This is a genomic window from Actinomycetospora sp. 2LY8.5 (genome assembly GCF_057180585.1).
In genome coordinates, this window is sequence record NZ_JBXUHE010000019.1 from 72,993 (window position 1) to 88,687 (window position 15,695).

Annotated in this window: 15 protein-coding genes; 10 read left to right on the plus strand and 5 right to left on the minus strand. The window is 73.8% G+C overall.

What is annotated here, in order from left to right; genetic code table 11:
- Positions 1 to 33 precede the first annotated feature (33 nt).
- Together AC2A1K_RS20140 and AC2A1K_RS20145 are read left to right on the plus strand one after the other, a co-directional pair.
- Entirely contained in the window at positions 34 to 549 is a 516-nt protein-coding gene (locus tag AC2A1K_RS20140) for a winged helix-turn-helix domain-containing protein (RefSeq protein WP_483898092.1), read from the plus strand.
- Positions 550 to 899: 350 nt separating this feature from the next.
- The gene (locus AC2A1K_RS20145) at positions 900 to 1,454 is read left to right on the plus strand and encodes an OsmC family protein (RefSeq protein WP_483898093.1); all 555 of its coding nucleotides are present in this window, start codon (positions 900 to 902) and stop codon (positions 1,452 to 1,454) included.
- Between the two features lie 17 nt (positions 1,455 to 1,471).
- Here AC2A1K_RS20145 and AC2A1K_RS20150 read toward each other — a convergent pair whose 3' ends face one another.
- From AC2A1K_RS20150 to AC2A1K_RS20170, 5 genes are read right to left on the minus strand one after another with little or no spacing between them, the layout of a single operon-like run.
- The gene (locus AC2A1K_RS20150; RefSeq protein ID WP_483898094.1) at positions 1,472 to 2,782 is read right to left on the minus strand and encodes a flavin-containing monooxygenase; all 1,311 of its coding nucleotides are present in this window, start codon (positions 2,780 to 2,782) and stop codon (positions 1,472 to 1,474) included.
- 6 nt (positions 2,783 to 2,788) lie between these two features.
- Positions 2,789 to 4,174 (minus strand): NtaA/DmoA family FMN-dependent monooxygenase, encoded by a 1,386-nt coding sequence (locus AC2A1K_RS20155; protein WP_483898095.1) that lies wholly within the window; start codon positions 4,172 to 4,174, stop codon positions 2,789 to 2,791.
- A gap of 9 nt (positions 4,175 to 4,183) precedes the next feature.
- Complete coding sequence (locus AC2A1K_RS20160) at positions 4,184 to 5,347, minus strand: LLM class flavin-dependent oxidoreductase (protein WP_483898096.1); 1,164 nt, start codon at positions 5,345 to 5,347, stop codon at positions 4,184 to 4,186.
- Between the two features lie 13 nt (positions 5,348 to 5,360).
- Positions 5,361 to 6,050: a GNAT family N-acetyltransferase gene (locus tag AC2A1K_RS20165; RefSeq protein WP_483898097.1), complete on the minus strand. Its 690-nt coding sequence runs from the start codon at positions 6,048 to 6,050 to the stop codon at positions 5,361 to 5,363.
- A 50-nt stretch (positions 6,051 to 6,100) separates the two neighbouring features.
- Complete coding sequence (locus tag AC2A1K_RS20170) at positions 6,101 to 6,781, minus strand: GntR family transcriptional regulator (RefSeq protein WP_483898098.1); 681 nt, start codon at positions 6,779 to 6,781, stop codon at positions 6,101 to 6,103.
- A gap of 64 nt (positions 6,782 to 6,845) precedes the next feature.
- Between AC2A1K_RS20170 and AC2A1K_RS20175 the strand changes: the two genes are divergently transcribed.
- From AC2A1K_RS20175 to AC2A1K_RS20210, 8 genes are all read left to right on the plus strand, one after another.
- Complete coding sequence (locus AC2A1K_RS20175; RefSeq protein WP_483898099.1) at positions 6,846 to 8,114, plus strand: aminotransferase family protein; 1,269 nt, start codon at positions 6,846 to 6,848, stop codon at positions 8,112 to 8,114.
- Between the two features lie 96 nt (positions 8,115 to 8,210).
- Positions 8,211 to 9,563, plus strand: coding sequence for an MFS transporter (locus AC2A1K_RS20180; protein ID WP_483898100.1), 1,353 nt, complete (start codon positions 8,211 to 8,213; stop codon positions 9,561 to 9,563).
- Positions 9,560 to 10,576: a D-2-hydroxyacid dehydrogenase gene (locus AC2A1K_RS20185; protein WP_483898101.1), complete on the plus strand. Its 1,017-nt coding sequence runs from the start codon at positions 9,560 to 9,562 to the stop codon at positions 10,574 to 10,576. The genes AC2A1K_RS20180 and AC2A1K_RS20185 overlap by 4 nt, the downstream gene beginning before the upstream one ends.
- Positions 10,573 to 11,892: a M20/M25/M40 family metallo-hydrolase gene (locus tag AC2A1K_RS20190; RefSeq protein WP_483898102.1), complete on the plus strand. Its 1,320-nt coding sequence runs from the start codon at positions 10,573 to 10,575 to the stop codon at positions 11,890 to 11,892. The genes AC2A1K_RS20185 and AC2A1K_RS20190 overlap by 4 nt, the downstream gene beginning before the upstream one ends.
- A 10-nt stretch (positions 11,893 to 11,902) precedes the next feature.
- The gene (locus AC2A1K_RS20195; protein ID WP_483898103.1) at positions 11,903 to 13,099 is read left to right on the plus strand and encodes a M24 family metallopeptidase; all 1,197 of its coding nucleotides are present in this window, start codon (positions 11,903 to 11,905) and stop codon (positions 13,097 to 13,099) included.
- Complete coding sequence (locus tag AC2A1K_RS20200) at positions 13,096 to 14,064, plus strand: pyridoxal-phosphate dependent enzyme (protein WP_483898104.1); 969 nt, start codon at positions 13,096 to 13,098, stop codon at positions 14,062 to 14,064. The genes AC2A1K_RS20195 and AC2A1K_RS20200 overlap by 4 nt, the downstream gene beginning before the upstream one ends.
- Positions 14,061 to 14,441, plus strand: a complete 381-nt coding sequence (locus AC2A1K_RS20205) for a RidA family protein (RefSeq protein WP_483898105.1) — start codon at positions 14,061 to 14,063, stop codon at positions 14,439 to 14,441. The genes AC2A1K_RS20200 and AC2A1K_RS20205 overlap by 4 nt, the downstream gene beginning before the upstream one ends.
- Positions 14,438 to 15,667, plus strand: a complete 1,230-nt coding sequence (locus AC2A1K_RS20210; RefSeq protein WP_483898106.1) for an aminotransferase-like domain-containing protein — start codon at positions 14,438 to 14,440, stop codon at positions 15,665 to 15,667. Before AC2A1K_RS20205 ends, AC2A1K_RS20210 begins: the two co-directional genes overlap by 4 nt.
- Positions 15,668 to 15,695 lie beyond the last annotated feature (28 nt).

The following is a 15,695-nucleotide window of genomic DNA, read 5'->3' on the forward strand; positions in this document are numbered from 1 at the left end:
TCGTCGGTCCGGAACCCACGCCCGCGGAGAACCATGTCGTCCACCCACGAACCGCCCGAGACAGCCGCGCCGACGCGACCTGAACTGCGCATCCAGCTCCTGGTCGAGGTGACCGCGGAGAGCGAGACCCTCGGCTCCGAGGTCGCCGCGGCGATCGAGTCGCGCCTGAGGGCACTCGCGGCAGACGGGGTCGGGGTGCACGACCACGCGGTCGCCATCCTGGGGGCGCCCCGACCGGGCACCTCGGTGCGTGCGTTGTTCGATCTGCGCAGCCGCGAGCTGGTCGTCGACGGCCGCCCGGTGCGGCTCACCCCGCGGGAGGTCGCGGTCCTCGTCCATCTGCTCCGACGCCCCCACGATGCCGTCTCGCGGGACGAGCTGCGCGAGGCCCTCGACGACACCGACGGCGCCCTCGGCCCGCGCGCCGTCGATGTCATCCTCTCGCGCCTGCGGGCGAAGCTGCCGTGGGTGCCGCCGCCGCTCACGACCGTCCGTGGTGTGGGGTACCGCTACGAGCCGTCCGAGCAGCTGATGGTCCTGGGCAGCTGATGGTCCTGGGCAGCTGATGGTCCTGGGCGGCGAGGGGAACCGACCGGACCGCTCCCCGGCGAATAGGTTCTTCGGCGTCGTGCGTCGGCCACCGCCGAGGGACGAATCACCCGCCAGCGGGTGCCGGTGGCCGTCGGGGCTCTTGGCCTGCGACGTCGGTTCCGATAGGAAGTCCGGTGTGAGCGGTGCGGGGGTGCTGGTGCGTCGACGTCATGTCGACCTGTGCCGCGTCTCCGTCATGGGCTGTCGCCCCGGGGCCTGAGCCCTCTCCCCTCCCGGTTCGCAGCGGCAGATCCTCGCCGCTACCGGTCTTCTCGATCACCTGATCACGCACACATCTGGAGTGTCCGATGACCACCCCGACGGTGAACAACAACGTCAACAGCGAGGCCCTGCTGCAGGCGCGCGACGCGCTGAAGGAGGCGCCGGAGGCCGCCGAGTTCGTCTGGAAGGTGACCTCGGAGTGGAAGGACGGCACCTACTCGCAGCAGACCGTCGAGCACTTCTCGGGTCTGGGCGCCGCCCAGCAGCACAAGCAGGCGTTCGTCCTCGAGGGCGACCATCCGGAGGTCTTCGCCTCCGAGGACCGCGGGCCGACCCCGGTGGAGACCGTGCTCGCCGGCCTCGCGGGCTGCCTCACGGCGGGCGTCGCCGCGGTGGCCCAGAACCGGGGCATCCAGCTGCACTCGGTGAAGGCCACGGTCGAGGGCAACCACAACGTGCTCGGCATCCTCGGTGGCGACCCCGAGGTCCGCAACGGCTTCAACGACGTCAACGTGCGCTTCGACATCGACGCCGACGCCAGCCCGGACGAGATCGCCGCCCTCGTCGCCCAGTCGCAGAAGCGCTCGGCGGTGTTCGACGCCCTGGCCAACCCGACGAACGTGAACGTCAGCGTCGGCTGACCTCGTTCCCGCGAGCCCTACCCGGCGGCGCGGACCCGGCCCGCGAGATGGCCCTCGAGGTGGGCGGCCAGCTCGGCGGTGTCCTGGTCCGCGCCGCCGATGTACGTGGAGCGCCGGCGGCGCAGCAGGCTCGTCCCGAGCACGTAGACGCCCGGCGCGCCGGTGACGACGCCGCCGTCGTGCTGCAGGCGGCCCTTGTGGTCGAGCACAGGGAGCGCGAGCCAGGAGTGGTCGGCGCGGTAGCCGGTCGCCCACAGGACGGTGCGGATGTCCTCGCGCGCCAGGTCGAGCTCGATCCGTGGTGACGCGTCGACGGGCGTCGGCTCCGGGCGGTGCGGCTCGCCGAGGTCGTCGGGACCCTCCTGTTCGGCCCACGTGTCGAAGCGGTCGAGGAGCCGGTTCAGCTTGAGGTCGGCGAGCCGGACGGTGTTGGGCAGGCCGCCGGAGAACTGCGCCTTCCCGTCGCGCAGCCGCCCGAGCTTGCCGACGACCCGCACCCCGCGTCGCTCCTGCAGCGTGCGCAGGTCGAGGTCGGCGTGGTCGGGAGCGCCGATGAGCTGGGGCGACGGGGTGTGGCGCGCCCGGATGATGTCGTCGACCTCGTCGTAGCGCTCGGACAGGACCCCCGCGTTCTCCATCCACCAGAAGGCGTCGCGGCCGCGGTAGGTGCGCGGCATGCGGACGTGCTCGCCGGCCGCGACCGTCACCGTCCGCCCGGCCCGCGCGAGCTCGTCGGCGAGCTGCACCCCGCTGGCCGAGGCACCGACGACCAGCACGCCGCCCTCGGGCACGTCGTCGGGCGAGCGGTAGGTCGCGGTGCTGATCGACGTGACGCCGTCCGGCACGCCCTCGGCCGCCGTGGGCAGCGAGGGGACGTTGCTGCCCCCGCTGGCGAGGACGACGGTGTCACAGGTCCAGGTGCCGCGGTCGGTGGTGACCTCGTAGCCGGTGTCCGTCGGCGCCACCCGCGTCACCATGGTGCCGGTGTGGACGGGCGCGGCGATCGTCGCGGCGTAGCCGTCGAGGAACGAGACCAGCTCGGGCACCGCGAGGAACCCGTCCAGGTCGGCGCCGGCGGCGGCGTCGGCTCCGGGGAGCGTGACGTGCCAGGTCGGCGTGAGCAGGCGCAGGGAGTCCCAGCGCTCGGTGCGCCAGGAGTTGGCCACCTCGCCGCGCTCGAGCACGACGTGGTCGATGGAACGTTCGGTGAGCCGGCGGCTCATCGCCAGGCCCGAGTGTCCCGCGCCGATGACGGCGGTCGTGACGTGCACCCGTTCACCGTAGTCCTCGGCGAGGGTGGATCCCCCGATCATGAGGGTGTTGGTCACAGGGGGTCAGGCCTCCACCCTCACCGCGGCGACGGTGGTGGGGGAGGGCTGCAGGCCCAGGTGCTCGCGCAGCGTCGTGCCCTCGTACTCGGTGCGGAACGAGCCCTTCTCCTGCAGCAACGGCACCACCTTGTCGGCGAACACGTCCATGCCGCCCGGGGTGATGTGCGGGACGAGGACGAAGCCGTCGGAGGCGTCGGACTGCACGAAGTGGTCGATCGTGTCCGCGACGCGCTGCGGGGTGCCGACGAACGTGTGCCGCCCGTTCTTGGCGATGACGACCTCGCGCAGCGACAGCCCCTCGCGCTCGCCGAGCTCGCGCCACTCGTTGGCCACCGCGACCGGGTCGCGGTACATCCGCACGCTCGCGCGGCCCTTCGAGATGTGCGCGCCCGAGTCGACGTCGTCGGAGGTCTTCGGGTCGAACGAGGGCACCGGCCCGTCGGGGTCGACGTCGGAGAGATCGCGGTTCCAGACCTGCTCGGCGAACGCGATCGCCGTCGCCGGACCGACCTGCTGGTACTGCACCTGCCGCGCGTTCTCGGCGGCGTCGGACTCGGTGTCGCCGAGCACGAACGTCGCCGCCGGCAGGATCTTGAGGTCCTCGGGGCGACGCCCGAACTTCGCCAACCGGCCCTTCACGTCGGCGTAGAACGCCTGGCCGGCCTCGAGCTCACCGTGCCGGGTGAAGATCGCGTCGGCGCTGGAGGCGGCGAACTCGCGGCCCTCCTCGGAGTCGCCGGCCTGGATGATCACCGGGCGGCCCTGGGGGCTGCGCGGCACCGGGAAGCGCCCGGAGATGTCGAACTGGTCGGAACGGATCGCGAACCGGCCCGCGTCCCCGTGGCGCAGGAACCGCCCGGACGCGGCGTCCGCGACGACCTCGTCGGCGGGCCACGAGTCCCACAGCGCCTGCGCGGTCGAGAGCATCTCCTGGGCGCGCAGGTAGCGCTTGTCCTTGGGCAGGTAGCCGCCGCGGCGGAAGTTCTCGCCGGTGAACTCGTCCCAGCTGGTGACGACGTTCCACGCCGCGCGCCCGCCCGAGAGGTGGTCGAGCGTCGCGAGCTTGCGGGCCACGTCGAGCGGCTCGTTGAACGTCGAGTTCACCGTGCCGGCCAGGCCGATGTGGTCGGTGACCGCGGCCAGGGCCTGCAGGATCGCGACGTTGTCGGGGCGGCCCATGACGTCGAGGTCGTAGATGCGCCCGCCCTGCTCGCGCAGGCGCAACCCCTCGGCGAGGAAGAGGAAGTCGAACTTGGCGCGCTCCGCGGTCTGCGCGAAGTGGCGGAACGACTCGAACTCGATGTGGCTGCCCGACGCCGGGTCGCTCCAGACCGTCGTGTTGTTGACGCCGGGGAAGTGGGCGGCGAGGTGGATCTGCTTCTTCGGCACGGTCGCTCCTCAGGCGCGGGCGTAACGGTCGGCGGGACGCGCGAGGCCGAAGTGGCCCCGCAGCGTGTCGGCGTCGTAGGCGGTGCGGAACAGGCCCCGGCGCTGCAGCTCGGGGACGAGCTCGCGGGTGATGCGGGGCAGGTCGTGCGCGGTGACGGCGGGACGCAGCCGGGCGCCCGCGAGCCCGGTGCCGTGCCAGGACTCGAGGACGTCGGCGACGTCGGTCGCGGTGCCGGTGAGGATGCGCGCGTCGCCGCGCAGCTCGCTGCCGTCGGTCTCGTCGAGGCGGCCCAACCGGGCGCGGGCGGCGTCGGCGCTGTCGTCGAGCACCACGAGCAGGTCGCCGAGGACGTGCAGCGGGTCGCCCGTGCGGCCGACGGCGGTCTCCTCGTCGCGGACCTGGCGCAGGATCGCCTCCGCGTCGCCGGTCGGGCCGTCGCGGCCCACGCCGCCGGGGGTGACGAAGACGAGGTCGGCGCCGCGCGCGGCGAGCCGGTAGGCGACGTCGACGTGCGCGAGCGCGGCCACCAGCGGCTGGCCCTGCGGCGGGCGGGGCGTGATCGACGGCCCGCGCACGGAGAAGTGGTCGCCGTCGAAGTCGATGTAGTGCAGCTTGTCGCGGTCGACGAACCGGCCGGTCGCGGCGTCGCGGATCTCCGCGTCGTCCTCCCACGAGTCCCAGAGCCGGCGCTGGACCTCGATGTGGTCGGCGGCCTCGTCGAACAGGCTCTCGCGGCTCTCGGCGCCGTACTCGCGGCGCCCGAACAGCGCGTACTCGTCCGCCCGCGACGAGACCCGCACCCGCACCCCGGCCCGCCCGGCGCTCACGTAGTCGAGCGTGGCGATCTCGGTGGAGACGTGGAACGGCTCGGTGTGGGTGGTGACGACCGTCGGCACCAGGCCGATGTGGCTCGTCACCGGGCCGACGCGCAGGGCGACGAGCTGGGCGTCGAGGTTGCCCTGGGCGCGGTCGGCCCGGCCGGTGGCCAGGGCGAACGAGTCCTCGAACGTGACGAGGTCGAGCAGGCCCGCTTCGGCCTCGCGGACCTGGTCGACCCAGAAGCCGCCGGTGAACAGTTCGTCGGCACGCGCGCCGGGCTCGCGCCACGACGCGGGGTGCCAGCCGGTGCCGTCGAGGGCGACGGCGAGGTGCAGTGGTGGCTCCTGGGGCATGGTCCTCCTGTCGTCAGGTCCGCGCGGGGACGTCGCTCGGCACCGTCAGGGCCGTGAAGTCGGGGCGGGCGCGCAGCCGGAAGCCGAGCGCCTCGTAGAGCCGGATCGCGGTCGCGTTGGTCGCCGCGGCGTGCAGGAACGGCACCTCGCCACGGGCCCGGATGCCGGCGGCGACGGCCAGGACCAGCCGCGTCGCGAGCCCGCGCCCGCGGTGCGCCTCGTCGGTGCAGACCGCGCTGATCTCGGTGTACCCGGGCGGGTGCAGGCGCTCACCGGCCATGGCGACGAGCACGCCGGCCTCGACGACGCCCAGGTAGGTGCCCATGGCGACGGTCCGCGGACCGAAGGGGCCGGGGCGTGTGCGCGCGACGAGCTCGCTCATCGCGGGGACGTCCTCGACACCGAGGCGCACGAGGTCGGGGTCGTCGCGGCCGTCGACGTCGTCGCCGACGAGCTGGACGCCGGCCATCGCCCGGACCACCTCGAGGCCGACCGGCGCCAGCACCCCGAACGCGGGGACGACCGTCTGGTGCCCGGGCCCGACCAGCGCGGCGACGTCCTCCCACTCCGCGGCGCTCGTCGGCTCGGCGAGGAACGGGGCGACGTCGGGGTCGTAGCGCACCGCGTCCCCGAGGCCCTGCGCGAGATGCGCGTGCGCGCCCAGCAGCGACGTGCGGACCGGCTCGTCGAGTACGGATGCCACCCCTCGCACAACCGCCCCCGCCGCGGACCCATTCCACGGTGCGCTGCGCGTCAGCGCACCTGGCCCTGCTCGGCGAGGATCGCCTTCACCCGGGTGGCGTTGATCTCGATGTGGTGGCGGACCGCGGCGACGGCGGCGGCGGGATCGTGCGCCTCCAGCGCGGCGACGACCGGCTCGTGCTCGGCGACGAGGGCGTCGCCGTTCTCGTACTCGCGGTCGGAGACCGAGAGCACCATGAGGTAGAACCGCAGCTCCTGGGCCATCTGGGCGAAGAACGTGTCGATGCGCCGGCTCCCGAGCAGGCCCACGATCGCGGCGTGGAAGGCGAGATCCCGCTCCACGATGACCTCGGCGTCCCGGGTGGCGACGGCCTCGCGCAGCGCCGCCAACGCCGCGCGGACCCCGGTGAGCTCGTCGTCGGTGCGCACGGCCGCGACCGCCGCGGCCTCGAGCTCCGCGCGGGCCGTGTAGAGCGCGTCGAGCTCGTCGGCGGTGGGGGCGATGACGACTGCCCCGCGGCTGGCCTCGACGCGCACCAGACCGCGCTGCTCCAGCATGCGGACCGCCTCGCGCACGGTGGGCCGGGCGATCCCCAGCTCGCTGGCGATCGCGCTCTCACGCAGCCGCTGACCAGGGGCGATGGCGCCCTTGAGGATGCGCTCGGCCAGGCCGTCGGCGATGTGCTGCGCAGCGGTGGTGCGTCGGACGGTGAGTCCGTCGGTGAGCGTCACGCCCCCGATCATAGGGACGGAATCGCTTGTGTGTTGCTGTATAACTGTCTTACAGTCCGTCGCCATGGCGCGGATGGGTGACGCAGGGCGAGCGCTCTGGCACGGACAGGCACAGATGCCGGCGGCGCGGCGCGCACGCCTCACGATCACCGGTGGCGACGGTGCGTACATCACCACCGACGACGGGCAGCGATTGCTCGACGCCACGGCCGGGCTCTGGCACGCCAACGTGGGGCACGGGCGGGAGCCGATCGCCCGCGCGGCGTACGAGCAGATGCGCCGGCTCGAGACCTACCACTGCTTCGGGCGCTTCGCGAACGAGCCGGCGCTGAACCTGGCCGACCGCCTCGCCGCGATCGGGCCCGTACGGGACGCCAAGGTGATGCTGACCAGCGGCGGGTCGGACTCGGTGGACCTCGCCTGCAAGCTCGCACGCCGTCACTTCGCGCTCGAGGGCAGGCCCGAGCGCACCGTGGTCGTGAGCCGGGAGCGCGGTTACCACGGCCTGCACGCCTACGGCACCAGTGTTGCCGGCATCGAGTACAACCGCGAGGGATACGGCACCGAGTCGCTGGTGCCGGACACGCTGCGCATCCCGACGCACGACCTCGACGCCGCCAAGGGCCTGCTCACCGACGTCGGTTCCGATCGCGTGGCGGCGATCGTCGCCGAGCCGGTGATCGGGACCGGCGGCGTGCACGGTCCGCGACCCGGCTATCTCGAGGGGCTGGCCGAGCTCGCGCGGGAGATCGGCGCACTGTTCGTGGTCGACGAGGTCATCACGGGGTTCGGCCGCACGGGCCGGATGTTCGCCGCGGAGCGCTGGGGGCTCGAGCCCGACATGGTGACCCTGGCCAAGGGCATCACGTCCGGCTACGCCCCGCTCGGCGCCGTGCTCGTCGCGCCGCGGATCGCCGACCGGTTCTTCACCGACCCGGAGGAGGGCCCGCCCGCGCCGATGTTCCGCCACGGGCTGACCTACTCCGGGCACGCCACGGCCTGCGCGGTCGCCGAGGCGAACCTGGACATCCTCGCCGACGAGGACCTGGTGGCCCGCGCCGCCGAGCTGGAGGGCGTGCTGGAGAAGACCCTCGACCCCCTGCGGACACACCCGCTGGTCGCCGAGGTGCGCACGGGCGCCGGCTTCCTCGCCGGTGTCGCGCTGACCTCCGAGGTGCGGGCCGACGAGGTCGCCGCCGCCTGCGTCGACGCGGGCGTGGCGCTGCGGGCGATCCACGAGAACACCCTGCAGATCTGCCCGCCCTTCGTCGTGACCGACAACGAGGTCGCGCACATCGCCGACACCGTCACGGACGCGCTCGACAGGCGCTGAGACCCGATCCCGGGGACGACGTGGTCTCCCTCGACGAACGAGCCCTAGGTACCGAGGCCGTCGCGTCCGGCGACCGAGGACGATGGAGGTACGACCATGTCCACCCCGCACATCGAGGCCGAACCCCGCACGGTCCGTCGCGCCGTGGCCGGCTCGGCCATCGGGAACGCGACGGAGTGGTTCGACTACGGCGTGTACGCCTACGTCGCCACCGAGATCGGAGCGAACTTCTTCCCCGGGGAGTACGAGACCCTCGCGGCGCTGATGGTGTTCGCCGTGTCGTTCCTGTTCCGCCCCCTCGGCGGCATCTTCTGGGGTGGCATCGGTGACCGCCTCGGTCGGCAGCGCACCCTCATCCTGACGATCTTCCTGATCGCCGCGTCGACGTTCCTCATCGGGGTCCTGCCGACCTACGAGTCGGTCGGGCTGCTCGCGCCGGTGCTGCTGGTGCTCCTGCGGATGGTGCAGGGCTTCTCGGCGGGCGGCGAGTACGGCGGGGCCGCGACGTTCATGGCCGAGTACGCCCCGGACCGCCGACGCGGCTTCTTCGGCAGCTTCCTCGAGGTCGGCACCATCTCCGGCTTCACGCTGGCCATCGTCGTCGTCGCGGTCACCGAGGCGGCGATCGGCAGCGAGGCCATGACGGCGTGGGGCTGGCGGGTGCCGTTCCTCATCGCGGCGCCGCTCGGGCTGATCGGGTTCTACCTGCGGCGGCGGCTGGAGGACACGCCGGTCTTCCGGGAGCTGGAGGACGCCGGCGAGGTCGAGCGGAAGGCCTCCCGGCACTTCCGCGACCTGCTGGTGGCCTACTGGCGGCCGCTGCTGACCCTCGCCGGGCTGACCATCGCGCTCAACGTCGCGAACTACACGCTGATCAGCTATATCCCGACCTACCTGCAGGAGACCATCGGGATGGGGTCGGGGCAGGCCGACGTCCTGATCACGGTAGGGCAGGCCGCCATGATCCTCTTCCTGCCGCTGGCCGGGGCGTTCTCCGACCGCGTCGGGCGCAAGCCGCTCTGGTGGTTCTCCCTGGTCGCCATGTTCGTGCTCGCCGTGCCGATGTACCTGCTCATGGCCCAGGGGTTCTGGTGGGCGCTGGTCGGCTTCGCGGTCCTCGGTCTGCTCTACGTGCCCCAGCTGGGCACGGTGTCCTCGATGTTCCCGGCGATGTTCCCGGCCCACGTGCGCTACCTGGGCTTCGGGGTGTCCTACAACATCGCCACCGCGGTCTTCGGCGGCACGGCGCCCTCGGTCAACGAGGCCCTCATCGGGGCCACCGGCTCGTCGCTGGTCCCCGCCTTCTACATGATGGGTGCCTTCGCCATCGGCATGGTCGCTCTCGCGTTCGTGCCCGAGACCGTGGGCTGCTCGCTGCGCGGGCGGGAGATCCCGCGTCGGCAGGCGGTGGCCGCGGGCGGCGGCCCGGCCGACGTGCGGTCGGTGTGACCGTGCCGTCCGGACCCCTCCCGGAGATCGTCGTGCTGGGGGCGCACGACCTGGACCCACCCCGCGGGCTCGAACGCCTCGCCGGGTGCGCCCGGCTGCGGCACACCGACGCGGCCGGGCTCGCCGGCGCGCTGCCCGGGGCCCGGGCGTTGCTGATGTGGGACCACTTCTCGCCGGCGCTGGCCGACGCGTGGCCCGCGGCGGACGCGCTGGAGTGGATCCACGTCGCGGCGGCCGGGGTCGACCACATCATGTTCGACGAGCTGGTCGCGTCGCCGGTCACGGTCACCAACAGCCGGGGTGTCTTCGACGGACCGATCGCCGAGTACGTGCTCGCGTTGCTGCTGGCCCACGTCAAGGATCTGCGCACCACGTGGGCGGACACCGCGGGCCGGCGCTGGCACTACCGTGAGCCCGTCGCCCTCGCCGGCAGCACCGCCGTCGTCGTCGGTACCGGCGCGATCGGTCGCGCCGTGGGGCGTGTGCTGCGCGCGACGGGGGTGCGCGTGCGCGGGGTCGCTCGGCGCGCGCGACCCGCCGACCCCGACTTCGACGAGGTCGTCGCCGCCGACGCGCTGGTGGCGGCGGTCGGCGACGCGGACCACCTCGTGGTCACCGCGCCGCTGACCGCGGCCACGCGCGGGCTCGTCGACGCGCGGGTCCTGGCGGCGCTGCCGCCGCACGCGCACCTGGTCAACGTCGGGCGCGGTCCGATCGTCGACACCGCGGCCCTCGTCGAGGCACTGCATGCCGGGCGGCCCGCCGCCGCGTCACTGGACGTCCTCGACGAGGAACCCCTCCCACCGGACCATCCGCTGTGGAGCGCGCCGGGGGTGCTGATCTCGCCGCACTGCTCGGGAGACGTCGTGGGGTGGCGCGACACGCTCGCCGACCTCTTCCTCGCCAACGCCCAGCGCTTCACCGCGGGCCTGGCGCTGGAGAACGTGGTCGACAAGGAGGCCGGCTTCGTCTCCGAGACGCCGGCGCACTCGGTCGTGGGAGGGGCGCGGTGAGCACGGGCGAGACCGTCGAGCTGCTCCGGGCGATGATCCGCAACGCCTGCGTCAACACGGGGGAGGTCGAGTCCGGCCAGGAGATCCGCACGGCCGACACGCTCGCGGCCTACCTCGGCGGCGCGGTGGACGTGGCCGTCCACGACGCCGCGCCCGGCCGGCGCTCGCTCGTCGCCCGTCTGGAGGGCACCGACCCGGAGGCGCCGTCCCTGGGGCTTCTCTGCCACACCGACGTCGTCCCGGCCGCGCCCCAGGACTGGACCCACGACCCGTTCGCCGGCGAGCTCGTCGACGGCATGGTGTGGGGACGCGGCGCGGTCGACATGCTCGACGTCACGGCGACGATGGCCGTGGCGCTGCGCGCGGCGGCGGACGCCGGGGTGCGGCCCCGCGGCGACGTGGTGTTCGTGGCCGCGGCCGACGAGGAGGCGCACTCCGACCACGGCGTGCGCCACCTGCTGGCCCACCACCGCGACGAGGTCCTCGCCGACCGCATCGTCACCGAGGGCGGCGGCTGGCCGCTCACGAGCGGGCCGGCGCCGCGGCTGTCCTGGGCGGTCGCCGACAAGGGGTCGTCGTGGCTGCGCCTCGACGTGCACGGGCGTGCCGGGCACGCCGCCATGCCGTGGGGCGCGGACAACGCTCTGGTCACCGCGGCCGAGGTGGTCCGGCGCCTGTCCGCCCACCGGGTCACCCCGCAGATCGACGACACGTGGGCCGCGTGGGTGGCCGAGATGGGGTTCGACGCGGACACCGCGGCCGGCCTGCTCGACCCCGAGCGCATCATGGACGCCGCCGCCGCGACCGGCGATCCCGCACTGGCCGCGCACGCCCACGCCTGCACCCACATGACGCTCACCCCCACCGGCGCCCGGGGCGGCATCTCGATCAACTCGATCCCGGAGCTGGTCGAGATCGACGTGGACGCCCGCACCCTGCCGGGTCGGGGTCCCGACGAGGTGGAGTCCGAGATCCGGTCCGCGCTCGGCGAGCTGGTCGACGCCGTCGACCTGGTGTGGCTGCACCGGCTGACCACGCGGACCTCGCCGGTTCGCGGCCCGTTGCGCGACACGGTCGCCGGGATCGCCGATGCGCTCGTCCCGGGCACCCGGCTCGTCCCGGGAATGATCACCGCGTCCACCGACGCCGACTACTTCCGCCGCGCCGGGGCCGAGGTCTACGGCTTCTCGATGCACGCCCCCTACACCACCCCGGAGGGCTTCCGCCGGATGTTCCACGGCCCCGACGAGCGGGTCGACCTCGCCAGCCTGGACCTGTCGACCGCGTTGTGGTCGGCCCTGATCGCGACGTCCTGAGGAGACCCGAGTGGAGACCGTGGAGAGCGCACCGGGTACGGACCTGCCCTTCTCCGCCGCGGAGTACGCCGACCGTCTGCGTCGTGTCCGCACGGCGGCGGCCGCGGCCGGGATCGAGCTGCTGGTCGTCACGGACGCCAAGAACCTCTGCTACCTCACCGGCTACGACTCCTACTCCCACTACGTCCCGCAGGCCCTCCTGGTGCCCGTCGACAGCGAGGGGCCCGTGCTGGTGCTGCGGGCCCAGGACGTGCCCGGAGGCCGGTACCGGACCTGGCTGGCCTCCGACGCCGTGGTCGGGTACCCGGAGGACTGCATCTTCGGTGGCCGTCCGCCGTTCGCCGCGATCGCGGATGTGATCGCCGAGCGCGGATGGGGGACCTGCCGGCTCGGTGTCGAGCTCGACGGCACGTTGCGCCCCCGCGAGCTCGACCTGCTGCGGACGGTCCTGCCGCAGGCCGGGGTGGTGGGCTCCGACGGCATCGTCGAGTGGCAGCGGACGGTGAAGTCGCCCGCCGAGGTCGCGGTGATGCGCGAGGCCGCGGCGATCGGCGACCACGCGATGCGGGTGGCGCAGGAGGCGATCGTGCCCGGCGCGCGGGAGGCGGATGTCGCCGCGGAGGTCTACGCCGCGCTGGTCCGCGGCACCGGCGAGCTCTACGGCTCGACCCCGGCGCAGCCCTACATGGCGGCGGGGACGAGGACGAACACGTCCCACCTGAGCTGGAGCGGCCGGGCCTACGAGCGCGGCGTCCCGATCATGGTCGAGCTGGGGGGCCATCGGCACAACTACGCCGCCGGCCTCTCGCGGACCTTCCACCTCGGCGAGCCCACCGCGGCGTACCGGCACATTGAGGCCACGGTCACCGAGGGGATGCACGCGGTCCTGGGCGCGATCACCCCCGGCGCGCGGGCGGAGGACGTGGACACGGCGTGGCGACGCGTCGTGGAGCCGCGGGGCATCTCCAAGGCCGCCCGCATCGGCTACTCGATCGGGCTCTCGTTCCCACCCGCGGTGTGGATCGACCGGACCATCAGCCTGGCGCCCGGCGACCGCACGGAGCTGAGCGAGAACATGATGCTGCACCTCATGCTCGCCGTGTGGCTCGACGGCGGCGGGTACGCCTTCTCCGAGACCGCCCGGGTCGGCGCCGACGGCCCGGAGCTGCTCTCGACCCTGCCCCGCACCCTGCTGGTGGCGCCGTGACGGCCCTGCCGGTGCTCGCCGACGTCCACACCGCGCGGCGCCGCCTCGGCGGCGGCACCCGACCGGTCGCCCTCGAGCGGGGCGACGCCCTCGCGCCCCCGGTGGCCGAGGTCTGGCTCGTGTGCGAGTACCGCCAGCCCACCGGGAGCTTCAAGATCCGCGGGGCGACCAACGCCGTGATCGCCGCGGCCGAGCGTGGTGCCCCCGGTGTGACCACCGCCTCCACGGGCAACCACGCACGGGCGGTGACGCACGTCGCCCGCGGCGCCGGACTCGCGGTGACCGCCTTCGTCTCCGCCGGCGTGGCCACCTCCCGGATCCGTGCCCTGGAGGCCGCCGGCGCCCGCGTCGACGCCACCGCCGCCGACCAGACCGAGGCCATCACGCGCGCGCGGACCGCCGCGGACACCGACGGGTGGGCCTTCGTGCCCCCGTTCGACCACCCCGACGTCGTCGCGGGGCAGGGGACGCTCGGACTGGAGCTCGCCGAGGACGGCCCCGACCTCGACGCCGTGCTCGTGCCCGTCTCGGGCGGCGGTCTCGCGGCCGGGGTGGGCCTGGCGCTGCGGGCGGTCCGCCCGGAGGTCCGCGTGATCGGGGTGTCCGCCGAGCGTGCGCCGGCGATGGCGCGCTCGCTCGCCGCGGGCCGACCCGTCCCCGTCGACGAGATCCCGACCGTCGCGACCTCGCTGATGGGGGATCTCGGCCCGGACAACCGCGTCACCTTCGCGCTGTGCCGCGAGGTGCTCGACGGCCTCGTCCTGGTCGGCGAGGACGACCTCGTCGCCGCCACCGACGCCCTCCACGCCCGGGGGCACCCGGTCGAGCCGGCCGCCGCCGCCGGTGCCGCGCTGCTGCGCGCCGAGCCCCGGCGCTTCGCCGGGCAGCGGGTCGCCCTGCTCGTGACGGGACGCGCCGACGAGCCCACGCACACCACCGAACCGCGGGAGGACGCCACCGCATGACGACCACACCGACCCCGTCCGGGCCGTACACATCGGCGATCCGCCGCGATCGCTGGCTGTTCGTCGCGGGCCAGACGGGCGAGGACGCCGCCGGAGGCCTCGGCGACCTGGCCGCACAGACCCGTGGCACGGTGGCCAACATCGCCGCGGTCCTCGCCGCCCACGGTGCCGACCTCGACGATCTCGTCCGGCTGACCTGCTACGTCGTCGGACTCCCGGACACGACGGTGATGGCCGTGTTCGACGGCGCCTACGTGGCCGCGCTCGGGGACCGTCGGCCCGCTCGCACGACGGTCGGGGTCACGGGCCTGCCGGCCGGTGAGCTCGTCGAGATCGAAGCGACCGCCCTGCTGCCGCTCACGGAGGTCCCCGCATGAACACCGCGACGACGACCGACCCCCTGCCGCTGGCGGCCCGCGCCGCCGACCTGGTCGGGTCGGTGATCGACTCGAGCACTTCCCTGCTGGCCCGCCAGAGTCACGACATCGTGCGGTTCGCCATGGGCAGCCCGGCGCCGGACTCGATCCCCACCGAGGTGCTGTCCGAGATCGCCGCCACCGAGCTCGCCACCTCCACCGCGTTCGACTACGCCGCCACCGAGGGGGATCCCGCCCTGCGGGCCGCGCTGCTCGACATCCTGGCCGGGACGAGCGACGCCACGACCGACGACCGGCTGACCATCACCACCGGTGGCATGCAGGGCCTGGACCTCGCGTGCACCTTGTTCGTCGACCCCGGCGACGTGGTGGCGATCGAATCGCCCACCTACACCGGCGGGGCGGCGACCGCGCTGTCCTACGGCGCCGTCCTGCTCGAGGTGCCCACCGACGCCGACGGGCTCGACGTCGACGAGCTCGAGCGTCGCGTGGCCGAGCTCGGGCACCCCCCGAAGGCGATCTACACGGTGCCGACGTTCCAGAACCCGGCCGGCACGACCCTCTCGGCGCCGCGCCGCGAGCGCCTGGTGGAGCTGGCGCGTCGCTGGGGGAGCATCGTCGTCGACGACGACCCGTACGCACTGCTGCGGTTCGCGGGCGAGGACATCCCGTCGCTGCGGGCCGTCGCCGACGGGGACCCGCTGGTGTTCTCGGTGCGGACGTTCTCGAAGACCGTGGCGCCCGGCCTGCGTGTCGGGTGGGTGGACAGCGCGCCGGAGCTGGCAGGGCTGTTGATCAACGCGAAGCAGGCGATGGACACCTGCACCAACATGCCTGCGCAGCGTCTCCTGGCCGGCTTCCTGCGCGGCGGCCATCTCGAGCGCCACCTGGCGACCCAGCGCGACCGCTACCGGGCCCGCAAGGTCGCCATGCAGGACGCCCTGTCGCGCCATCTCGGCGACCTCGCCGGCCCCGTCCGCTGGACCGACCCCCAGGGTGGCTTCTTCCTCTGGGTGACCATGCCCGGCGTCGACACCGAAGCGCTGTTCCCGACCGCGCTGGCCGAGGGCGTCGCCTACATCCCCGGACCGGCGTTCTCGCCCCAGCGGCACTTCGGCGACTCGCTACGGCTGTGTTTCGCCAGCACCGACCCGACGCGCATCGACGAGGGGGTGCGCCGGCTGCGGCGTGCCGTCGACGTCCACCGCGGGAGCGAGGTGTCGTGACCCGAGACGTTGTGTGCGGCGATCTCCC

Excerpts from the sequence above, each read along its gene's own strand:
- AC2A1K_RS20140 (WP_483898092.1), top strand. The coding sequence starts at position 34 with ATGTCGTCCACCCACGAACCGCCCGAGACAGCCGCGCCGACGCGACCT.
- AC2A1K_RS20145 (WP_483898093.1), top strand. The coding sequence starts at position 900 with ATGACCACCCCGACGGTGAACAACAACGTCAACAGCGAGGCCCTGCTG.
- AC2A1K_RS20160 (WP_483898096.1), bottom strand. The coding sequence starts at position 5,347 with ATGCCCCAGGAGCCACCACTGCACCTCGCCGTCGCCCTCGACGGCACC.
- AC2A1K_RS20175 (WP_483898099.1), top strand. The coding sequence starts at position 6,846 with ATGGCGCGGATGGGTGACGCAGGGCGAGCGCTCTGGCACGGACAGGCA.
- AC2A1K_RS20180 (WP_483898100.1), top strand. The coding sequence starts at position 8,211 with ATGTCCACCCCGCACATCGAGGCCGAACCCCGCACGGTCCGTCGCGCC.
- AC2A1K_RS20205 (WP_483898105.1), top strand. The coding sequence starts at position 14,061 with ATGACGACCACACCGACCCCGTCCGGGCCGTACACATCGGCGATCCGC.
- AC2A1K_RS20210 (WP_483898106.1), top strand. The coding sequence starts at position 14,438 with ATGAACACCGCGACGACGACCGACCCCCTGCCGCTGGCGGCCCGCGCC.